The 15958-nt window shown below is 59.0% G+C and carries 17 protein-coding genes; 3 read left to right on the plus strand and 14 right to left on the minus strand.

Features of this window, described 5'->3' with window-relative positions; genetic code table 11:
• On the minus strand, nucleotides 1–1113 hold the full coding sequence (locus ACR0ER_RS19010) for an S-(hydroxymethyl)glutathione dehydrogenase/class III alcohol dehydrogenase (RefSeq protein WP_480770287.1): 1113 nt from the start codon (nucleotides 1111–1113) through the stop codon (nucleotides 1–3).
• Between the two features lie 162 nt (nucleotides 1114–1275).
• On the opposite strand from ACR0ER_RS19010, the gene ACR0ER_RS19015 reads away from it, so the two are divergent.
• Together ACR0ER_RS19015 and ACR0ER_RS19020 are read left to right on the plus strand one after the other, a co-directional pair.
• Nucleotides 1276–1887 carry a hypothetical protein gene (locus ACR0ER_RS19015; protein WP_480770288.1) on the plus strand — a complete coding sequence of 204 codons (612 nt, stop codon included), beginning with the start codon at nucleotides 1276–1278 and terminating at the stop codon, nucleotides 1885–1887.
• 30 nt (nucleotides 1888–1917) lie between these two features.
• Nucleotides 1918–2697, plus strand: a complete 780-nt coding sequence (locus tag ACR0ER_RS19020) for a pentapeptide repeat-containing protein (RefSeq protein WP_480770289.1) — start codon at nucleotides 1918–1920, stop codon at nucleotides 2695–2697.
• A 6-nt stretch (nucleotides 2698–2703) separates the two neighbouring features.
• Here ACR0ER_RS19020 and ACR0ER_RS19025 read toward each other — a convergent pair whose 3' ends face one another.
• Nucleotides 2704–3735: a quinoprotein relay system zinc metallohydrolase 2 gene (locus tag ACR0ER_RS19025; RefSeq protein WP_480770290.1), complete on the minus strand. Its 1032-nt coding sequence runs from the start codon at nucleotides 3733–3735 to the stop codon at nucleotides 2704–2706.
• Nucleotides 3736–3857: 122 nt separating this feature from the next.
• On the opposite strand from ACR0ER_RS19025, the gene ACR0ER_RS19030 reads away from it, so the two are divergent.
• Nucleotides 3858–4670, plus strand: a complete 813-nt coding sequence (locus ACR0ER_RS19030; protein ID WP_480770291.1) for a quinoprotein dehydrogenase-associated SoxYZ-like carrier — start codon at nucleotides 3858–3860, stop codon at nucleotides 4668–4670.
• A 6-nt stretch (nucleotides 4671–4676) separates the two neighbouring features.
• Here the strand turns inward: ACR0ER_RS19030 and ACR0ER_RS19035 are convergent, their stop codons facing one another.
• From ACR0ER_RS19035 to ACR0ER_RS19090, 12 genes are all read right to left on the minus strand, one after another.
• Nucleotides 4677–5018 (minus strand): hypothetical protein, encoded by a 342-nt coding sequence (locus ACR0ER_RS19035; RefSeq protein WP_480770316.1) that lies wholly within the window; start codon nucleotides 5016–5018, stop codon nucleotides 4677–4679.
• 20 nt (nucleotides 5019–5038) lie between these two features.
• Nucleotides 5039–5713, minus strand: coding sequence for a hypothetical protein (locus tag ACR0ER_RS19040; protein ID WP_480770292.1), 675 nt, complete (start codon nucleotides 5711–5713; stop codon nucleotides 5039–5041).
• Nucleotides 5714–5760: 47 nt separating this feature from the next.
• On the minus strand, nucleotides 5761–8016 hold the full coding sequence (locus ACR0ER_RS19045) for a hybrid sensor histidine kinase/response regulator (protein WP_480770293.1): 2256 nt from the start codon (nucleotides 8014–8016) through the stop codon (nucleotides 5761–5763).
• A gap of 2 nt (nucleotides 8017–8018) precedes the next feature.
• The gene (locus ACR0ER_RS19050; protein ID WP_480770294.1) at nucleotides 8019–9176 is read right to left on the minus strand and encodes an FIST N-terminal domain-containing protein; all 1158 of its coding nucleotides are present in this window, start codon (nucleotides 9174–9176) and stop codon (nucleotides 8019–8021) included.
• A 9-nt stretch (nucleotides 9177–9185) separates the two neighbouring features.
• Nucleotides 9186–9905, minus strand: a complete 720-nt coding sequence (locus tag ACR0ER_RS19055) for a response regulator (RefSeq protein ID WP_480770295.1) — start codon at nucleotides 9903–9905, stop codon at nucleotides 9186–9188.
• A 110-nt stretch (nucleotides 9906–10015) separates the two neighbouring features.
• Nucleotides 10016–11197 (minus strand): hypothetical protein, encoded by a 1182-nt coding sequence (locus tag ACR0ER_RS19060; RefSeq protein WP_480770296.1) that lies wholly within the window; start codon nucleotides 11195–11197, stop codon nucleotides 10016–10018.
• Nucleotides 11194–11868, minus strand: a complete 675-nt coding sequence (locus ACR0ER_RS19065) for a hypothetical protein (RefSeq protein WP_480770297.1) — start codon at nucleotides 11866–11868, stop codon at nucleotides 11194–11196. The genes ACR0ER_RS19060 and ACR0ER_RS19065 overlap by 4 nt, the downstream gene beginning before the upstream one ends.
• Nucleotides 11865–12764: a vWA domain-containing protein gene (locus ACR0ER_RS19070; protein ID WP_480770298.1), complete on the minus strand. Its 900-nt coding sequence runs from the start codon at nucleotides 12762–12764 to the stop codon at nucleotides 11865–11867. The genes ACR0ER_RS19065 and ACR0ER_RS19070 overlap by 4 nt, the downstream gene beginning before the upstream one ends.
• A complete protein-coding gene (locus ACR0ER_RS19075; protein ID WP_480770299.1) occupies nucleotides 12761–13723 on the minus strand; it encodes a VWA domain-containing protein in 963 nt (320 codons plus the stop codon). Before ACR0ER_RS19075 ends, ACR0ER_RS19070 begins: the two co-directional genes overlap by 4 nt.
• Nucleotides 13716–14087 (minus strand): hypothetical protein, encoded by a 372-nt coding sequence (locus ACR0ER_RS19080; RefSeq protein ID WP_480770300.1) that lies wholly within the window; start codon nucleotides 14085–14087, stop codon nucleotides 13716–13718. The genes ACR0ER_RS19075 and ACR0ER_RS19080 overlap by 8 nt, the downstream gene beginning before the upstream one ends.
• Nucleotides 14084–14992, minus strand: coding sequence for a DUF58 domain-containing protein (locus ACR0ER_RS19085; RefSeq protein WP_480770301.1), 909 nt, complete (start codon nucleotides 14990–14992; stop codon nucleotides 14084–14086). The genes ACR0ER_RS19080 and ACR0ER_RS19085 overlap by 4 nt, the downstream gene beginning before the upstream one ends.
• Nucleotides 14989–15945: an AAA family ATPase gene (locus tag ACR0ER_RS19090; RefSeq protein ID WP_480770302.1), complete on the minus strand. Its 957-nt coding sequence runs from the start codon at nucleotides 15943–15945 to the stop codon at nucleotides 14989–14991. Before ACR0ER_RS19090 ends, ACR0ER_RS19085 begins: the two co-directional genes overlap by 4 nt.
• Nucleotides 15946–15958 lie beyond the last annotated feature (13 nt).

A 15958-nucleotide genomic window follows, 5' to 3' on the forward strand; every position in this document is an offset into this window, starting at 1 on the left:
TCAGTACTCCACTACCGCCCGGATCGATTTGCCCTCGTGCATCAGATCGAACCCGTGGTTGATCTCTTCAAGCTTCAGCTTGTGCGTGATCATCGGGTCGATCTCGATCTTGCCGTCCATGTACCAGTCGACGATTTTGGGCACGTCGGTACGGCCCTTTGCGCCACCAAACGCCGTACCGCGCCATGACCGGCCGGTGACCAACTGGAACGGACGGGTCGAGATTTCGGCCCCCGCGGGCGCGACGCCGATGATGATGCTTTCGCCCCAGCCTTTATGTGCACATTCCAACGCGGTTCGCATCACGCCGACATTGCCCGTGGCATCAAAGGTGTAATCCGCGCCACCGCCTGTAAGCTCCACCAGATGCGCAACCAGATCGCCGCTCACGGTTGATGGGTTCACGAAATCGGTCATGCCGAAATGTTTGGCCATGTCGACCTTACCATCGTTCAGATCGACGCCGACAATCTGATCGCAACCTGCCATGCGGCAGCCCTGAATGACGTTCAGCCCGATCCCGCCCAGGCCAAAGACGACACAGCGGGAGCCGATCTCTACCTTGGCGGTGTTGATCACTGCGCCTATACCAGTGGTGACGCCACATCCAATGTAGCAGATCTTGTCGAACGGCGCGTCCTTACGCACCTTGGCCAAAGCAATCTCTGGAACCACCGTGTGATTGGCAAAGGTCGAGCATCCCATGTAGTGATGGATCGGCGTGCCATCCAGCATACTGAACCGCGTTGTGCCATCCGGCAGCAGGCCCGCGCCCTGTGTCGCCCGCACTTTCTGGCAGAGGTTTGTCTTGGGGTTCAGGCAATATTCGCACTCGCGGCATTCGGGGGTGTAAAGCGGAATGACGTGATCGCCGACCTCAAGGCTGGTGACGCCTTCGCCGATCTCCAGCACAACTCCTGCCCCTTCGTGGCCCAGAATGGCCGGGAATATCCCTTCGGGGTCATCGCCCGAGCGAGTGAACTCATCCGTGTGGCAAAGCCCTGTCGCCTTGACCTCGATCAGTACTTCACCCGCTTTGGGACCGTCGAGTTCAACCTCCATAATTTCCAAAGGTTGACCCGCCGCCACAGCCACTGCCGCACGTGTTCTCATGTTTATCTGTCCTCCCATACACCGGAATCAATCAGACCAGGTGTCTGGGCTAAGTATGAGGGCTGGCATGTAGTTCAAACAATTAAGACAATGGTGTGTATTGGGTTTGATGGACACAGCGCGCAGGCTTCGGGCATAGTATCGGGGTAGAGGAGACCTGCGATGTCGATCAGCAAGCGCACCATATTGGCTCTGGCCATGATCAGCGTGGCGGGTCCCGTTTTATCTGCGGACTTCTCCGATCCAACGTGGCCCTGCATTCAGCGTAAGGTCGAAAACCTGTCGCTGGGCCTGATGTGGCCGAACCAGATCAATGACGCGGAAACCGAGTTTCAGTCAGAGATCGGTGAAATCGCCGCCTTACTGGCACTGCGCCGCATCGAGCTTGAGGACCTTCAGCCCCAGGTCGCTGCCTTCGCGGCGCGCCACAATGGCGATCCCGACGTGCTAGGCCGGGTCTTTCAACGGGTTTTCGACGCGCTGTCAAAACGACGTGCGCGTATCATCGACGGTATCGGAGAGTTTTCGCTCAAACAGATTGAACTGGCTGATAAAATCGACCTCGCCCGAGCAGAAATGGATCAGGCCTTGACCGCTGATCCGCCAGATTACGATCAGGTCGATGCGTTGGAAGAACAGCTGGATTGGGATCAGTTGATCTATTCGGACCGCCAACGATCGATCACCTATCTCTGCGAAACCCCGCAGATCATTGAACGCCGCCTGTTTGCCATTTCACAAATGCTGCAGCAGCTGGCCGCTGATCAGGGCTGACAGCCGGTTTCAAACCAGCAGGAGGGCAACATGAGACCCTTACTGATTGTATTCCTGACCCTTGCGCCGCTTCCCGCCCTTTGCCAGACGGCGTTGAGCGGTGTTGACATGACACTGCCCAAAATGACCGAGGCACAACTGACCCGTGCCGATGTCATGACCCGGCTGGACGCGGCAACAGCTGACAATCCGGCAGATTTCACGCGTGTCTGGCTCAATAACCTGGACCTTTCTGGATTGAACTTCGGCAACGCGATTCTGCGGGCAGCCTCGCTGAACGGGACCGATCTGTCGGGATCGAACCTTGACGGAGCCGTTCTGAGCCAGGCCTGGATGATCGGTGCCGACCTCTCTGGCGCTTCGTTGGTCGGGGCCGAGCTGTTTCAGACCCAGCTTGGCAAAGCCAACCTAAGCGATGCCGATTTCAACAATGCCAGAACCGCTGCCGACTTTACCAAGGCAAACCTGAGCCGAACCGTGTTTCGGGGGGCCGATTTCTCGGCAGATATGCGCAACCAGTCGATGGGGCTGATGCGCGGTGTTCTGAAATCGGCGAAAGGGGCCGATGCAGATTTCACCGGCGCACGGATGTCCCGCGCGGATCTGGAATTTGCCAAACTGCCCGGTGCCAATTTCACCGATGCCGACATGTCGATGGCCACTTTGGGGGGAGCGGATTTGTCGGGGGCCACGCTGACGGGTGCCGATTTCACCGACGCGGATCTGACGGCCACGCGCCTGACGGGTGTCGTGGGGGCCAAAGAAACCAATCTGGACGCCGCCAAGAACCTGAACCGCGCCTTGCGCTGAGGGCGGCTATTCCCATTCCAGTTCGGTAAAGGCAACGGTAGCGTTGCGTGGGTTGTATGCTTCGAACAGGTCCCATCTGTCTGCTTCGCTCTGCCCGATCGTTTCGACGGCCTCGCCCAGTCGCTGACCGCTGTCAATCGCGGCGCGGGTGTCCGTCTCAAGCACCTCGAGATAACGCTGCATGTCTTTCGCGCCGTCTGGCCATGCCAACACCGGACCGCCATGGCCCGGCACGATCTGATTGACCTCAAGTCCGGACATCTCGTTCAGGACCCGGCGCCAACCGACTAACCGGCCATCCAGCGCCGGTGTGTGCATGTGAAACACCAAATCGCCGGTGAACAGAACGCCAGAACCCTGATCCAACACGGTCAGATCGTTCCCGGTATGGGCCGCGGGCCAGGCACGCAGCGCCAGCTTGCGATGTCCCAGATCGATTTCAACGTCCTCATCCACTGACAGGTCGACAGTGATCGGTTCGACTCCGATGAATTCCGCAGGGCCGATCACAGCGCTCAGGCTTTCGACATAATTGCTTTGCCTGTCCAGTAAGGCCCTTTCCAGCCCCGAATGGCCTACCACCTGCGCGCCGGAACGGGCCAAAGGCGCGGTGCCGAGCACGTGATCCGGGTGCATGTGGGTCAAAATTACGTGACTGACGGGCTTGTCCGTTCTTTCCCGGATGGCTCGCCAGATGGCCTCACCCATCCAGGGCGCGGTGCCGGTATCGACAACTGCGACACTGTCTTCACCAATGACAAAGCCAATATTGGAAACATCCCCAAGGTTGTCCGCGTTTGGCTCTTCAATCCGCCCGAGATGAACAAAGAGGCCGGGTGCAACTTCAAGAAATTCCAACGCCACACCAACAGGTTGGCAATACACGTCCCTGCCCTGCATCTGATCGTCGACCGAGGGATTGGCGGCCAGATTTTGTTCGCATTCCGCCAACGACGCAGCCTCGTAGCCCGGCAGCAGCTGTTCCCGGCACGGCCCATCCGGTGCCTCGAGACACATCATGAAAACGGCTTCGAACATTGCGACCCTCCGTCCTGAACTTTCGCACAGTTTGCCGCCAGAGCCACACAGCCTTTCGTCGGCGTATATTTTATTGGGGTTTTATGGCATATTTTCCTGTACCGGTTACCGGAGGAGACAACATGGCCAGACTGACCGGACCGGCCGCGGTCCTTTCATTTGCACTGTCACTGCCCGTCTGGGCGGAACAACCCGTAAAAAATCCGTTGGTCGAAGGCGAGACCTGGCAGGATTTGCAATATGACGTGGTTGGCGACGCCGAACTCGGAAACGCCGACAGGCTGCTGTCGATAGACGCACCCTACCGCGCGCATGATGCGGCGACGGTTCCGCTTGTTCTAACGCAACTGGACCCCGATGCCCGGATCACCGCCGCCACCGTCGTGATTGACGAAAATCCGGCGCCTGTCGCTGGGGTTTTTACCTTTTCACCGGCCATGGGATCGCTGGATTTCGAAATGCGGGTACGTGTAAACCAGTATTCCAACATCCGCGTGATTGCTGAAACGCCGGATGGGCTGCACATGACGGGCCGTTTTGTCAAAGCATCCGGAGGCTGTTCGGCCCCGGCCACCAAAGACCCTGAGGTCGCCTTGGCGTCGATGGGCAAGATGAAGCTGCGCAGTTTCGGGGACGAGGTGCAGATGTCGACCCCCCGTCGAGAAGCACAGATCATGATCCGCCACCCGAATTACTCCGGCCTGCAGCGTGATCAGGTAACCCAGCTGTTCATACCCGCGCATTTCATCGATCACCTCGAGGTGTGGCAGGGAGAAGAACTGCTGTTCACCATGGATGGCGGTATTTCGATCTCGGAAAACCCGGTGTTCCGCTTTGCCTATAACGACAACGGCACGACAAACCTGACGGTCAAGGCGACCGATACCGAAGGCAACAGCTTCGAAGCGGACTTGCCGAAATCGGCGGCCAGCTGACGCCTGTTAAAAACAGACAACTTCAGCCTCGGCCTGCGCCCTGCGCAGGTCGGCAACCATTGCTTCTGCCATTACTGCACTTTTGAAGAACGCCATGCGCTCGCCACCGACCCGGCGCATCGACAGAACTGTTTCGGCCTGTTCGTATCTTTCATATGGCAGGATCGAGGCGATCAGGTCGATCGAACACGAACACCGGTCCAGCATTTCGCGGGACTGGCCATTGGTGACCATACAAGCGAATACGTAATCTGCCCTTGCGGCCGTAGGATAGTCATTCAGCCGCTCCGCCACGCTTTGTGCCATGGACGCGGGTGGCGCAGCAGCACAAAACACTGCAAAAACCATCACAAAACGCATCGAAACCGTCATTCCCGACCCTCCTGCACTCCTTCGAACTGCATTTCCGAGCGATAGATGACATCAGAACCGTTTTCCGGATCTGTCTCGGCCACCAGCCTCAGATACCACCCCGGCACCTGCTCTGAGACTGTCACACTCAGTACCAGATCTCCAAACCCCTGCATTCGGTCCTTGTTCGGATCTTTTTCAAACGGGCGCATTCGGATGATCTGCACGGGTACGGTTTTGCCGTCGAAAACCGCCTGACCTGCAACCACTTCGGCAGGTTGAACCAGCGCATCTTTCACACGATTGCGAATATAAAACGGACTGCCACCAGCAGTTTCCGCCATATCGCGAATGGTGCTTTCATAGAAAACCATGATCATCGGGTTGCCGACGCTGGCCGGAAACACGCCCATCGCTCGATGCTTGTCGTCCTGCCGAAACTCCAGATGTGCCATTTCCGAGCCGTCATCGGTGAAGCTGAGGGCTATGTCCCCGGTATCGCGCGCGGCGGTTTCGGGCTTCAGGCCGTTAGTCACCATGCGTTGATAGACAAGCTCTTTGTCCCTGGCGATGCTATCCAGAACACCCTCCTGGAACAGAAGATCATAGGCCTTTTCCCCATCAGCCGACGCCGCAAAGGCCGGATTGAAGCTCAGGCCAAATACGGCAAGCACGATTATTAGCGTCCTCATGAGCAAGCGCCCTCCCGCTTGTGAGAGTACGGCCTTTAGCGTTCCTGTCATTGCCGACTTTTGTCGGTGTCGAGCGTCTGGGTAATCACGCTGTGATGAATTTTCCAGACGATCAATGACCGCAGACGCGACAGTTTGACCGGTTTCGTCATCACCGAAATCTCATGCCTCAGACCGGCCTTGCGTACCGCTTCGCTGCGATCTGCGGTGATCAGAATGGCCGGAACCCTGGACCGGGTCATCTGACGGATCTGGCGGATCGCACTGACCCCGGTGTCGCCATCGTCCAACTGGTAATCGGCCAGTATGATATCGGGCGGCATACCCATATCGGTGACAAAGCGCATCGCCTCTTGGGGTGATCGGGCTGGCAGAACGCTGGCGCCATTCTGTTCCAGCCACTGCGTGGTGCCAAAAAGAACATCGCGGTCATTTTCGATGACAAGCACGATATAATCCAGCGGAACGTCCCCGGTATGCAGCAATAGATCGGGTGTTTCCGTGGCGCCACGATCCGCCTCGACCCGGTCCATTTCGATGCTGAAAACGGACCCGACGCCGGGCTTGGATCGTAACGACAGATTGTGGCCCAATAGTCGGCATGCCCGGTCAACCACAGACAGGCCCAATCCCATGCCTGAACCCAGCGGAACGTTGTCCGCCCGGGTGAATTCTTCGAACACGCGCGCCTGGTCCTTTCGCGCGATGCCAATTCCGGTGTCCCAAACCTGCAGGACGACCTTGTCGCCACGGTGGCGACATCCCACCAGTACCCTGCCGCCGGGTTCGGTGTACTGGATCGCATTCACCACCAGATTCTGAATGGATCGCAGCAGATAAACCGGATCAGAATGAACGAAAATCGAGCTGGACACGACGTCCAGCCGCACGTTCTTGTTCTCGGCAACCAGCGTCTGATCGCCCTGAATACCGGCAATGACAGACGCCAGACTGACATTCGTCGGTGAAACCGTATCCGGATCGGCGGTTTCCAGGCGCGAAATATCAAGCAGCGAATGAAGCAACTGTTCCGCCGACCCAAACGCACCGTCCAGACGTTCGATCATTTCGTAGAACTCAGTGTCGCGCGAAATCTCGGTCAGGGTCGAGATCATCAGCTTAGCTGCGTTGATCGGTTGAAGAAGGTCGTGACTGGCCGCAGCCAGGAATCGGGTCTTTGATGACACCGCGGCCTCGGCGCGTTCCTTTGCTATCCGCAACGCCTCTTCGACACGGGCTTTTTCTTCGTATTCCCGCGTCAGTTTCTCGTTGGCACGCGTCAGCTCGGCTGTCCGCTCCATAACGCGGTTTTCCAGCGTTTCCGTCGCGCGTGCCTCAAGAGTCACGTCTTTCAATTCGACCAGAAAGCCGCCATCCGGCAACTGGTTGGCCTGAATGTCCAGAACCCGATCTACCCCATCGCGTACACGTTTGCGCAGCCAGCCCCGATTTTTCAGTTCGTGATGCCACCTTCCGATTTTCAGTTCATCATCGGTTCTGATCAACCCGCGCGCGCGCAGCAGGTCCAATAGGGACTGTACCGGTGCGTTCTCAGGCAACAGCGATTGCGGCAGGTTCAGAATTTCACGAAACCGGGCATTGTGCATCATGACGTCGCCGGTTGCCGAAAACGTGCAAACCCCCGAACTCATGTTTTGAAAGACCGCCTGAAGGTAATCTTCCTGCCGGTCGATAAGAGTTTCTTTCTCGTCCCGGTTCCGGCGCACGACCGAAGTGATATCGGTGAGTAGAATGACGACATTCTCTTCCGAGGTGTACTGCGCGCTCAGCTTGTACCAACGGTCGCCGCGCAGTTCGATCACCTCGCTTGTTACCATGCCGGACCGCGTATTTCGTTCCAGCACATCGGGCATGTTCGAAACGCCCCGGTCCGAGGATACAAATTGCCCGCTGCCCTGCACCAGGGCAAAAAAACGCCGCAGCCTGAGGCCCGGCCTAACAAGCTCGGAAACATCCGAAAAAACTGCTTGGAACAGCTCGTTGCAAAGGTTCAGCTCACCATCGGTGAACAGCGCAAACCCTTCCTCCATTGAGGACAGCGCCTTGACCAGGCTTTTTCGCGTCTGCTCCCGCTCGTATCTGGCGCTTTCCAGTTCGATGGTCGCACGTTCAAGGTCGCGGCTTTGCTCCATCACCCGTTGTTGCAATTCAATCGCCGACTGAAAGGCGCGGAACGCAGAGGGACCCACGTCTTTCTGGCGATTAGCACGACGCATCAGCGCATCAATAATCTTGGCCTGTTTGACGACCTGAAGTTCCAGCGGATCGTCCGGGTTCAGCATGGTCAGCTCAGTTCACGTTTTTCAGGTTCAAAAAAGGCCACGCCGACAAAGGTCTGGTTCATATGCAAGCCCGATTGCTGTTCACCATAGGTATTGAACCCGACAACACGGCGGGTTTGCAGCACATCTGAAACCTGTTTGCTCAGTTGCTTTTGTTCGATCTCCAGCTTGCGCAACACGCAATCGAACCCAAGGATAAAATCCGGTGCCTTTCCGGCGTTGTCGCGTACGTCCAGCCCGGCTTCAAGCGTTTCGATGATTTCCTTGCCACGCCCGAGGGTCATGATCAGGCCGTCGTCGATGGCAGCCAGAAAAGACAGCGAATGCCCGTCCATCGCCTCGCGAATGGCGCGCACGTAATAGTTTAGGTTCTGCCGCAGCAACAGCGGGTTTTCAGCAAAAACCAGTGGTGACAGATCCTCGGCGGAGCAACCGACCAGGCGGGCGTATTCCAGGGCTGCGGGCGCGCCGTTGATCTCGTAAACCACACGCTCTTCGGGGTCGGCATCCGTGATGATGATTTCGGACCCGATTGGCAGGAAATGGTCAAAACCAATGCCCTGAAACCTCAGGTTCGTTTCAATCAAAAGCAGGACTGCGGCGTTGCTGTGCGCCTTGCCGCTGTGAAGCACAAATGTCTCTTCGTATTGCAGGCCATCCCCTGCTGATCCACCAAAAATCGGCAAACCATCCAGAACGGCCTCAAGCGTGGAAACCAGCAAGTCCTCCTGTTTCGACAACCCATCCGAAAACACAAGCGCCAACCTGTTCCAGCCGGCGGTGTGGCGAAACCTTTCAGCCTGCCGCTGCGCATTGGCAGCGATTTCCGTTGAATCCAAGGGTCTGAGTTCTTCGAACAGGATGGATGAGCAGCGAAAGTTCGACTTAGGAAATGAAAGCAACAGCAGCGTATCGGATTCATATCCGAGTTCCGTGATCTGCCCGGCGGTTGTGCATCCAAAAACAGGCACACCGGCCAATTTTCGGTTCAGGCCGCGCGACACTTCAACGGGGTCAAGATCGTTGGGGATAAAGGCCAGAACAAAGCAGCACGTCCGGCTGTCGATATCCGCACACGCTTCTTCAACGGCTGCATGTGGGTCTGACGCAAGCGAGCGGCCTGTTGTGATGAAGTGTGGTCCGGGCTTCAGATCCCGCATGTGCGTTCCTCAGTGCTGCAGAAAGGACTTAACCTCCGGTTCGTGCCGTGTCTGGCGGGCCATAACCGAGTCGACCAAAACCGCCGCTTGGGTTCGGTTGCGAACGCCCAGACGGCGCAGCAACGCCGTGATATGCGCCTTGACCGTGGCTTCGGCCAGCGACAGCTCATAGGCGATCTGCTTGTTCGATTTGCCCACACAAATGAGCTTGAGGATGCGTACCTGCTGCGGCGTCAGCGTCGAGAGTTCGGGGCTAGACTGGTACACCGTGGTTTCCGGCGATTTCAGTTCTTCGATACGGTTGTATTCCGGCGGAACATACCTGCGGCCTGCAGTTACCTCGTGGATGGCGAATTTCAGCGTCTGCGCGGAGGCGTCTTTGGGAAGAAAACCCATGGCGCCATAATCGATCAGAGATCGCACAAGTTCGCAGGAGGCAAGCGCCGAAATGACAAGAACAGGGGCAGAAGGCCACCGGTCACGCAACTGTTGGAACCCCGAGATCCCTGTCACATCCGGCAATTTCAGGTCGAACATGATCAGGTCGGGCTTGAACCCTCCGCTCAGCACCTCGAATGTCTGCTTCAGCGTCTTAGCTTTTTCGATACGGCAATTCTCAAAGCTAAGCTGCAATGCTGCAGCCAGCGCGTCGCTAAAAAGCGGATGATCATCCACGATCAAAACGTTTGACACTTGGTCCACCGCTTTGGGGTATCCCACCGGTTGCATTGCTTCTCCTCCGCTGGGAAAGGTACATCAATTTTGGAACGTTTCAACTGTTTCAGTTTGATACCCGAGAAAAAGGTTCTATTTAACAGAAACTTGACTGCTGGAACCCCTCAATTGCGCAGGAAGTCACGGGCAAATCCCATCAAATCAAGTGCCGGAGCCTTGGGGTCATAAAACCTCCGGTCGAATTCCTGGATCTGTTCCAGGCGAGCTTGAGACGGTCCATCCCGGCGCAGGATCGCGGCCGCGACCCGCCGCAGCCCGTCAGCACGTCCGGTCCTGGCACATGTCCTTAGATCCCGCACCAGCGGGTCAAAGATCCCAAAACGCTGCAGCGCCGGCAAGCCGGTCAGCTTGCGGCCGGACATGCCCCAGACCACTCCGATTGCGAAAACGAACGCCGCCAAAGCAACAGCGGGCCAGCCGGGTAGTCGTGCAGCGGTTGGGTCGGAGTTCAACTCCACGCCTGTTTCCCCGCCCGCGACGGTACCGTAGGCCACACGCTGAGCTGAGATGGTGACGTCACGGTTTTCCCGGGCAACCGTATCGAAGTAGCTGAGCTGAAGCGGCTCAACGATGCCCGAAGTGTCATTGCCGGGCCGAATGGTCCAGCGCCAGAACGCGTATGTCACCGGGCCGTCCGGTGTCAGTTCCACCAACCGTTTTTCGGGGTGAGCGAAGATCATGGCCGAAGGTGAATGCAACTCGGGCATCGGGGGCACCATCTCGGGCGTTGCCCCCAATGCCTCGATCCGGATTACACGCAACACACCTTCGCCTGGGGACAACTGATCGGGAGCATTCGACCATTGGTCCGAGATTTTCAGGTCGCGGACAGGAAACCACCAACCGGCCGAGGCCGGAGCCGGGGCGACCTCAATGGTCAGTGGCTCAGACTGGATATCATGCTGGAACCAGTCGTCATTTTCATCCGTCAGAGTCAGGCTATGGGTGAACCGACCAATCGTCAGGGTGCCGGACCTGACAGGGTAAACTGCCATCCGCCGGGTAAACACTTTGAAGTTTCGACCATTGATCCTTTCTTCCGTCCAGTGATCCGGCCCAAGCTGCGCCCAGCTAAAGCCGTTGAAATCAGGCTGAACCAGCTTTTCCCGTGTAATGTGGCGCCTGTAAACGCCACGGATAGAGATCAGGATCATCTCACGCGTGAACGGGATTGCAGCGTTTTCCTCGACCGTCACCTCGATCGACAGTTCCGAGGGCAGAACCGTTTTCGATTGTGCCACCGCGTGCACGGGCAAGAACAGGCACATCAGGACAAGCCATTTCATCGCGGGTCCTCCGGCTCGGGCGGGGACAAGCCCAGTTTTGCGCGGCGTTTGTGCTCCTGCGCGATCCGGGCGGCCATGAATTCACCGGGGACGTCGGACAACTGGTTCAGCCAGCGCTCATCTGCCACCATGAATTTGTCGTCAAAGATGCGCCGCACCCCAAGACGTCCGCGACTGTCGAGTTCGGCCAGCCCGAGCATCGTGTTGGAATTGGTGACTTCGCTGCCAGTGCCCGCCGCACGGGCATCGCCGCGCGCGATGAAGCTGTCGGCCTGCGGTCCGGTCTTGCGCTCTGGAAACAGGCCAAGCGCTTCGGGGTCGATCTGCAGGCCCGCATAATAGGCAGCCACAACGTCGAAATTCGCCTGCGCATCCGTATCTCCGGTGGCAATCGCCTGATCATAGGCTTCCAACCCGGCGGCGAGGCGACCGCGAAAGACCTCGGTATTCCCCAGATTGTAGATCGCGCCCGCCTCTTCGAACGCCAGCGCCGCCGCGTCGAAATCGCCTACACGAAACAAAGCAACGCCGCTCCAGTCCGGGTCCGAAAACAGCTGCACCGCGACCCTATTCGCCCCTATCGCCAGGGCGACCCGACCAAAGGGTGCAGCTCCGCCCAGTGCGAGGGCGAGCCCCACAAAAGCAGCTCCGAACAGGGCCAGCCACTTCATGCCCTTTCCCTCCAGAACAACAGCAGCATCGGGAACAGAGCGAGGACCAGAATGTACCGCCCCAGATCGTGCCAGAAAAGCACTGGATAGTCCGCCTTTTCCAGCCGCGTGGCTGTGTCCTGCGCCAGCCATTGCCCCAGCTCGTCGGTATGGCCCAATGTGAAAACGGCGCCCCCACCAACTCTCGCATGGGTTTGCATCTGCGCGGATGGGTCCTCCATCGCAACCAAGGACACTCTGACGTCGCGACCGGCTAGGGCTGCAACATGTTGCAGGGATTCTGCCCCCAAGCCTTCACCATCGGTGAACAGGACCACGTCACCGGCAAGGATGCCAGCCTCATCCATCCGCCGGGCGGAAAGCCCAAGCGCGCGTTCGGGGCGGGATCCCTTATCGGGTACTGTGTCGGCAGCGATCAATGAAAAGGTCTGACCCAATTGCCGGTGGTCGGTCGTCATATCCGTTGCGACATAGGCGTCGCCTGCGAACACTATGATCCCGCCAGGTCTGGACCCTAAAGCGCCAACGCCAAATCGGCCCATGGTCAACATCTGCGGCCAGCGTTCGTTGCCGGCAACACTGGTCGAGGCATCGACCAGAAACATAACACCATCCAGATTGCGATAGGTCTGTGCGTCGCGCCGCTCGACTGCCGGGCCGATCAGGGCGACCACGTTGAGCCCCGCAACCGACAAAAGAACAATCGGAGGCAGCGGGAAAGCTGCCCCTTCGATCCGGCCAATCGCCGCCATCGCCTTGATCAGCGCCGCATCCGCGACATTGTCCCACGCACCGAACCCGCGTGCACGGGACAGCACCCACCAGGCAAGCCCGGCAAGACCCGGAAGGGCAAGCAGCCAAAGGGGCCTGAGAAGAGTGAACTCCGGCCCTGTCATCCTGCGTGCCTCCACGCCGCCCAAAGCGCAAAAACAACCGCCAGCGCGGCGGGCCAGGTCCAATAGCTACGATGAATTTCAGCGGTCAGGCCTGCACTGTCGGTAGCTTCCAGACGGTCCAGCGCCTCTGTCACCGCAATCAGGTCATCGGTGGTTTTGACGCGAAAGCTCTCTCCACCCGAAACCTGCGCAATGGCGCGCAGGGTAGCCGCATCAACGACACCACGCTCGCCCACCTCTGCGGTTTCCAAATCCTTGGGTCCCAACGCGATAGTGTGCACGCGCACGCCCATCCCGGCGGCCAGTTCCGCGACACCGCGCGGATTGGTGGCACCGGCATTGTTCACCCCATCAGACAGCAGGATAACCACCCGCGACGCCGCCTGACTGTCGGCCATCCGTTTCAGCGCCAGTCCAAGACCGTCCGAGATATTTGTCGCGCGCCCCGAAATGCCGATGCTGGCCTCTTCGATCCGGCGGGCGACGGCATCGGTATCGAAAGTGAAGGGGGTGGCATAATACGCCTCGGACCCGAAAACGATCAGCGCTACCCGGTCCCCTGCCCTGCGACGGGCGAAATCTGCGCCCACGGTTGTCACGGCTTCCAGCCGCGTGACCTGGCGGCCATCCAGGTGGAAATCATCGCGCACCATCGATCCGGACAGATCCAATACAATCGCAAGATCGCGACCCGAGACTTTCAGGGCGCTGACCGGCGTCAGTTCGCGCGGCCCGGACACCGCGAATACCATAAGTATCCAGATGAGCCACAAGATCGCTTTGTCCGCCATCGCATGGCCACCGGGCGCGTGGCCGGAGCCGGCCGCCGAAAGCAACGCGCCGATGCGATCCGGAACCGGAAAGCCGCGTTCCAGCAGCGGCCGGGGCTTGTCGAACCGCGAGATAAGCAACGGAACGGGCAAAAGGAGGAGCACCAGAGGATCGGCGAGATCAAACACGGCGCGCGACCTCGTCTTTCAGCAACGCCAGATCGGGACCTCCACCCGGCCGGTACAGATCACCTGCGAGTTCCGAATAGCGTTGCGGGTCCCGCTTGCGAAGCTGATGCAACAAAGCGACCCTTCGGCGGTCATCAGACCAGCCTGACATGTCGGGCTGCGTGTCAGCAGCGGAGCCTGTCCGCGTCGCAACGCGTCGGATACTCAGCAACCGCAAAACAAAGACGACACAAACCGCGGCCAACGCCGCCATTCCGACCACCGCGGCGTATTCAGCCAAAACGCCACCCGCTGCCTCGGCCGGCAGACGTGTGTCCCTCAGGCTGGCCAACATTGTGGCTTCGGACATGGCGGTTTCATTCATGCGGCGATCCTCTCGGAAAACGCGGCTGCGATGCGGCGGCTGGTGTCCTCGACCGGGTCACTGGCATTCAGAACAAGGGCCGGATGCGTTGCGACTGTTTGATGATACAGGGTCTCATTTCGCGCCCTACCACCGCTCAGATACACACGTTTTTGTTGCCCGTCTGACAGGCGCATGGGGTACCAGCCGCGCGGCATCTCGTCTGTGTTACTCTCGGTGACGAGAACCAGCCGTGGGCGGCGGCGATGGGCAATACGGTCCAACCGGTCGGCAAGCCCATCGCCGGGTTTATCGAAGCCTGATGCAATGATGATTTCCGAGCCCAACCGGGTCAGACGTTCCACGGTTTCCAATGCTCGGTCCAGCGGTCGCCCTTCGTCCAGTCCGTTCCGCAGAGATGTCAGGCTGCGCCCATGGGCCTGTACCAGACCGCCGATCACAGCCAGCATTCCGCGCGTTCTGCCGCGCGGTGGGACGATGACCGGCGCCCCGGTCGTGATTGCCAACAGACCGACACGCCCACCGCTCTCGATCAGGTGCCAGCCAATCAGCGCCAGTACCTCGGCGGCGGCAACGGACAAAAAAGCCCGTCGTACCCCCCAGAACATCGGCGCGCGAAAATCGGCAACCAGCAGTGAGACCCGGTCACGTTCTTCCTGAAACTGACGGACATGCAATCGCCCAGTGCGCGCGGTTGTACCCCGATCCAGGTGACGGATATCGTCGCCAGCCACATATTCACGTGCATCTGCGACCTCAACGCCCTGCCCGCGCTTGCGGGTCATAAATCCCCCGGGCAAGGCCACAACCGGCGGGTTGACATACGCCGCCAAAGCCAGACGTCGTAGAGCGATCAGAGCGTCCGACGTCAGGCTCACACCAGATTGTGACAACAGGTCGGTCACAACGGTTCCACCCTATCCAGAATATCCGCCACCAGACTGCGCGGTTTGTGCCCATCCGCTATGGCCCTCCAGGTCAGCACCATCCGATGGGCCAGCGCGTCGGGGGCCACAGCGACCACATCTTCCGGCAAAGCAAAATCGCGGCCGCGCAGATAAGCCCGCGCCCGCGCGGCCGAGGCCAGCGCAAGCGACCCACGTGGCGAGACAGCATGTTCCACGTGGTCCGCCAACGGCCCCTCGCGCGTGGCCGAGACAAGGCGGACGATGTAATCCCGCAATTCCGGTGCCACATGAACCGCACGGGCATCTGACCGGGCCGCGCGCAAACCCTCAAGAGTCAAGCGCCGCACATCCGGTGGGCCGTCCTGAGATTCCGCGATGACCAGATCCAGTATCCGGCGTTCGGTTTCCAGATCCGGCAGCGACAGGACCACATGCAGCAAAAACCTGTCCAGCTGAGCTTCGGGCAACGGAAAGGTACCGTCATGTTCGATCGGGTTCTGAGTGGCAATGACCAGAAATGGATCGGGAAGTGCGTGGGTTTCGTTCCCGACGGTCACCTGATGCTCGGCCATGGCTTCAAGCAGGGCGGATTGAACCTTGGGTGGTGCCCGGTTGATCTCATCAACCAGAACGAGGGTGTGAAAGACCGGCCCCGGAACAAATTCGAACCGCCCATCCTGCGGCTTGTAAACCGGCGTTCCGGTCACGTCCGACGGCATCAGGTCGGGGGTGCATTGTATCCGTGCAAAACTGCCCTCTACAGCGTTCGACAGCCATTTGACAGCGCGGGTCTTGGCCAGGCCGGGCGCGCCCTCGACCAGAAGGTGACCACCTTCCAGCAGCGCGATCAGAAGGCATTCGATCAGGTGTTCATGCCCAACCAACCCCTGCGACAAGTATCCCGACAACTCTTCAATCGCGCGCGGCGGATTTTCAGGCCTGGTATCCATGTGTCCTCCCCAT

It is taken from the genome of Ruegeria sp. CH8, assembly GCF_056536985.1.